The sequence below is a fragment of the Clostridium sp. CAG:43 genome (assembly GCF_000434655.1).
In the GTDB taxonomy this organism is placed as follows: Bacteria; Bacillota; Clostridia; order Lachnospirales; family Lachnospiraceae; genus Otoolea; species Otoolea fessa.
The window spans coordinates 76,385-81,290 of record NZ_FR895020.1 but is presented as its reverse complement, the minus strand read 5'-3'; the positions used below and the strand labels follow the sequence as shown (position 1 = coordinate 81,290).

Annotated in this window: 6 protein-coding genes and 1 riboswitch; all 6 genes read left to right on the top strand. The window is 50.9% G+C overall.

Annotated elements, in window-relative coordinates; genetic code table 11:
• Positions 1-67: 67 nt before the first annotated feature.
• Entirely contained in the window at positions 68-829 is a 762-nt protein-coding gene (locus QVO97_RS01985; protein ID WP_022358745.1) for a hypothetical protein, read from the top strand.
• A gap of 208 nt (positions 830-1,037) precedes the next feature.
• Positions 1,038-1,215: riboswitch (cobalamin riboswitch) on the top strand.
• Between the two features lie 41 nt (positions 1,216-1,256).
• On the top strand, positions 1,257-2,486 hold the full coding sequence (locus QVO97_RS01980; RefSeq protein ID WP_022358744.1) for a sirohydrochlorin cobaltochelatase: 1,230 nt from the start codon (positions 1,257-1,259) through the stop codon (positions 2,484-2,486).
• Between the two features lie 5 nt (positions 2,487-2,491).
• Complete coding sequence (locus tag QVO97_RS01975; RefSeq protein WP_288188651.1) at positions 2,492-3,415, top strand: hypothetical protein; 924 nt, start codon at positions 2,492-2,494, stop codon at positions 3,413-3,415.
• Positions 3,416-3,521: 106 nt separating this feature from the next.
• Complete coding sequence (locus QVO97_RS01970) at positions 3,522-3,773, top strand: YlmC/YmxH family sporulation protein (protein ID WP_022358742.1); 252 nt, start codon at positions 3,522-3,524, stop codon at positions 3,771-3,773.
• A gap of 111 nt (positions 3,774-3,884) precedes the next feature.
• Entirely contained in the window at positions 3,885-4,403 is a 519-nt protein-coding gene (gene nrdR, locus QVO97_RS01965; protein ID WP_288188648.1) for a transcriptional regulator NrdR, read from the top strand.
• Positions 4,403-4,906, top strand: a 504-nt coding sequence (locus QVO97_RS01960) for a YqeG family HAD IIIA-type phosphatase (protein WP_288188655.1), incomplete at its 3' end; no start/stop codon positions are given. The genes nrdR and QVO97_RS01960, both read left to right, overlap by 1 nt.

The following is a 4,906-nucleotide window of genomic DNA, read 5'->3' as shown; positions in this document are numbered from 1 at the left end:
GTGAAGGTACTGAACAGTTACGAAAATGCCAGGAAAAAGGAGAAGCCGAAAAGGGGCGGCAGCAAACATGAGACGATTGAAACAAACATGGATCGCCGCAGCACTTGGGATGAGTGTATGGATGACCGCCTGTGCGGGCGCGGCATCGGAGACAGCCACACAGGAAGGGGCTGTCGATGAGGAGAGCCAGGGGGCGATCCGCGAGGCTGTGACTGAAAATGATCAGGCGCAGGAGCAGCCCAAACGGGATAAAACGCAGGAAACTGAGCGGACGGAACCGCTCACGGTTGAACCAGTCCGGGAAACCCTCAATATGACGCATTTTGACAACTGTACCTTTGCAGCTGGGTTCAAACCGCAGCAGATCCATCAGGATGAAAGCAATGTTATCATCACATTGACGGTCTATGACTATGAGCATTTTCATAAGGCAGATATCGATGAACTGCAAGCGGGAGATACGCTGCTCATCAATGGGAAAGAATGTCTCATTACTTCGATTGACCGACAGGAGTCTGGGAGGATCGAGATCAATGGCGGTCCGGCACAGGGGGGCGAAGAGCTGAGAATGGTAGAGGAGGATTCCTTTTATGGCTCGGAGATGGCAGTCGGGAGAAGTTACCATAAGCTGGGAGAGGTTACGCTGCAGATGGATGAGAACTTTGTCCTGACAGATGATTCTGACCCGGATACACCGCCGCAGGTGTATACCGCGGAAGAATTATTCGCGATCCGTGATCGGCTGATCGGGGAGTTTAAGCCGTACAACACGGCTGTGACGGTGAAGGATGAGAAAATTATTTCGATTTACCGGAAATTTATGCCATAAAAGATATAAAATCATTAAGAGGAGGAGAGCACCTTTTATCCGGATGAGCAGAAACATGTCGCAAGCGACCGCGCTCGGCGCGAGAATGTGCCAAGGCACATTCTTTTTCAATATAATTTCCAGGATAAATTGACTTTTAAACATACCCCATCTATAATGAAACAAGCTGATATGGGCAGTGGGTGCCGCTGTTTGTGCCAGACCAGTCAGATTGCTCGGATTGGCAGGCGTGGACAGGGGGTAAAAGGGAAACAGGTGCAAAACCTGTGCGATCTCGTCACTGTGAACCGGAGAGTGGCACCGCAGATGCCATTGCGAAAGTGAGAAGGCGCGGTGTGCATGATGACCCGAAAGCCAGGAAACCTGCCGGCTGTCGTGAACATATCGGTTAAAACTATTTTTGTGCGAGTCACACAAGGAGGAAAACATGAGAAAAAACAAAAAAGTAGTTGTAAGTGCAGCGGCAGTTACGATGTCCGTATTGCTTGGAGCCTGCAGCGGCAGTACATCCAGCCAGGCAACCTCGACGGAGGCGGCTTCTGAGGCAGAGACCGAGGCAGCTGAGAGCGTCGATTCCGATCAGGAAGCAGCAGATAAGGTGGCAAAACTGATCGATGACATCTATGTACAGGAGCGCACCGATGACACGGATGAGCAGTGCAAGGCAGCCAAAGAGGCATGGGATGCCCTGACTGACGAGCAGAAGGAGCTGGTAGAAGGCGAGAACGCAGATCCAGATTATTTTGGTCGTGATACCGGCGACGCGAGCCTGGACGATCCGCGCAATCAGGATGAGATTGGCGACAAGGAGATCCTGGTAGTCAGCTTTGGTACTTCCTTCAACGACAGCCGTGTGAAAGATATCAAGAGTATCGAGGATTCCATCCAGGATGCATTCCCGGATTGGGCAGTCCGCCGTGCGTTTACCGCACAGATCATTATCAACCACGTTGAGGCTCGTGATGGCGAGTGCATCGACAATATGGATCAGGCACTGGAGCGAGCCGTGGAGAACGGAGTTAAAGAGCTGGTTGTCCAGCCGACCCACCTCATGCACGGTGCTGAGTACGACGAGATGGTTGAGGCGCTCGAGAAGTATCAGGATAAATTCGAGCAGGTAGCTGTCGCAGAGCCGCTGTTAGGTGAGGTTGGCGACGATGCAACCGTTATCAATGCAGATAAAGAGGCAGTTGCAAAAGCAGTTGTAGCAGAAGAAGCTTCGGAAGCTGGTTTTAAAGATGCAGCTGACGCAGCCGATCAGGGAACCGCATTCGTTCTGATGGGTCATGGTACCGCACACGTTGCAAAGGTAACCTACAGCCAGATGCAGACCCAGATGCAGAATCTTGGATATAGCAACGTATTTATCGGTACCGTAGAGGGCGAGCCGGAAGAGACTTCCTGTGAGTCTGTTATCGAGGCAGTGAAGGCAGCTGGTTATAAGAACGTCGTTCTTCGTCCGCTGATGGTAGTTGCAGGTGATCACGCAAACAACGATATGGCAGGCGATGATGATGATTCCTGGAAGAGCCAGTTTGAGGCATCAGGTGCGTTTGACAAGGTAGATACTCAGATTTCCGGTCTGGGCAGAATTAAAGCGGTAGAATCATTCTATGTTGCTCATACACGGACAGCCATTGAGTCTATTTCGGAATAATGTATATGAAAAAGAAATTAAATTTAGCGGCGCTTCTGCTTGCTGCCGCTCTTCTCGGAGCGTGCGGAGGACAGAAACAGGACGCAGCCGACACCGTGGCGCAGACAGAGAGCGCAGAAACTGAGAATGTCGAACAGAAAAGCAGCATTGACCTTGCAGACGGCGTCTACACCGTCGATTTTAAGACGGACAGCAGTATGTTCAAGGTCAATGAATCGAAAAATGGAAAAGGTGTCCTGACGGTCAAGGATGGCGAGGCGACACTTCATATCAGCCTGACCTCGAAAAACATCGTGAACCTGTATCTGGGTACTGCGGACGAGGCAAAGGAAGATGAAGCCGGTTGGCTGCAGCCAACCGTAGACACGGTTACTTACAGCGACGGTCTGAGCGAGGAGGTCAACGGCTTCGATGTGCCGGTTCCGGCGCTCGGAGAAGAATTTGACCTGGCTCTGATTGGTAAGAAGGGCACCTGGTACGACCACAAAGTAAGGGTAGAAAATCCGGTTTCCGGAGAGGCAGAGGACGCGGAAGCGGTATCATCCGAGACGGAGAATAGCGATGATGCGGCAGATGCCCAGAAACCGGCAGGGCAGACTGCAGATGTGGCAGACGGCACTTATACCTGTGAGGTAACCCTGCAGGGAGGTTCCGGCAGAGCATCGGTGGACAGCCCGGCGACCATTATCGTCAAGGATGGAAAGGTGACTGCCGATATTGTCTGGAGCAGCCCGAACTATGAGTATATGCTGGTGGATGACGTGCAGTATGATCCGATCCAGACCGAGGGCAATTCCGAGTTCCAGATTCCGGTAACGCTGGATGAGGATGTAGCGGTCAGTGCCTTGACGGTGGCGATGAGCCAGCCGCATCTGATTGATTATACGCTACATTTTGACAGCGTGACGTTATCAGAAGTTACGAAATAAAAGTAGATAGAAATACCTGTCCAGGAAGAACCTCCCGGTCCTTTTGTACATTCCCGGTCCTTTTGTACATATTTTGATTACAGAAGGATCCGGGAGGTTTATGTCTATGCGTATCTGTGAACTCAAACAGCGGGAAGTTATAAATGTAAAAGATTGCAAGCGCCTTGGTTTTGTGGGCGACGTCGATTTTGACATCAGCACGGGGAAAATGCTTGCGATCATCGTACCGGGACCGGGCTGTGTCTGGGGCTTTCTGGGGCGGGAAAAAGAGTACATAATTCCATTCTGCGACATCTGCCAGATAGGGGATGACATTATTCTGGTGAAGCTGAAAGAAGAGAGAGAAAAGAAGGAATAGCGGAAAACTTCTGCTTGCAGAAGCGCACTTCCTGCGATATTATAATAAGTATGATATGTTATGAAAACCTGGCGGGGGAATATCAATAAAACCAGAAAAGGGGAAGAGCGATTGAAGTGTCCATTTTGCAACGCGGCTGACACGAAAGTAATCGATTCACGGCCTGCGGATGACAACAGTTCTATCAGACGCCGGAGACAGTGCGAGACTTGTGGAAAGCGTTTTACCACATATGAAAAACTTGAGACGATCCCTCTGATGGTTGTCAAAAAGGATAATACCCGGGAGATGTACGACCGGGCGAAGATAGAGGCAGGAATCCCGAAGATAGAGGCAGGAATCCTGGATTCCTGCCACAAGCGCCCAGTCTCTCAGGGACAGATTTCGGCGTTGATCGACGATGTGGAAAACAATTTATTTAACCGGGAAGAACGGGAGATCTCGACCGCGGTGATCGGGGAACTTGTGATGGAGCGGTTAAAGGATCTGGATGTGGTTACCTATGTGCGGTTTGCATCGGTATACCGGGAGTTTAAAGACGTCGATACATTTATGGAGGAACTGCAGAAGATACAGCAGCGGAATGTGCCGTCGTATGAGTCTGGAAAGAACGGGGAAGAGACCAGATGATGGGAAATGCGTTTTATCCGGATGAATGGCTGGATTCTGCGTATGATATCCCGTATGAGCAGTTTTACCAGAAGGGAATGCGGGGTATCATATTTGATATTGACAATACGCTGGTGCCGCACGGTGCCCCGGCGGACGAGCGGGCAGTACAGCTGTTTGAACGTTTGCGGGCGATAGGGTTCCACACTTGTCTGCTCTCGAATAATAAGGAGGCGCGGGTCGCCCCGTTTGCCGGACAGGTAGGTTCGGATTATATTTACAAGGGCAGAAAACCGAAGCGCAGCGGATACAGACAGGCGATGCGCCGGATGGGAACGGGCGAGCGCTCGACGATGTTTGTCGGGGATCAGCTCTTTACGGATGTGTACGGGGCGAGGCGGACAGGCATCTATTCGATTCTTGTAAAGCCGATCAATCCGAAGGAAGAGATCCAGATCGTGTTAAAGCGGTATCTGGAGAAAATTGTCCTGTGGTTCTATGTGAGAAGACAGGAAAAAAATAGC

Bases quoted from the DNA above. Each gene is read 5' to 3' on its own strand.
- QVO97_RS01985 (WP_022358745.1), top strand. From the start codon at position 68: ATGAGACGATTGAAACAAACATGGATCGCCGCAGCACTTGGGATGAGT.
- QVO97_RS01980 (WP_022358744.1), top strand. From the start codon at position 1,257: ATGAGAAAAAACAAAAAAGTAGTTGTAAGTGCAGCGGCAGTTACGATG.
- QVO97_RS01975 (WP_288188651.1), top strand. From the start codon at position 2,492: ATGAAAAAGAAATTAAATTTAGCGGCGCTTCTGCTTGCTGCCGCTCTT.
- QVO97_RS01970 (WP_022358742.1), top strand. From the start codon at position 3,522: ATGCGTATCTGTGAACTCAAACAGCGGGAAGTTATAAATGTAAAAGAT.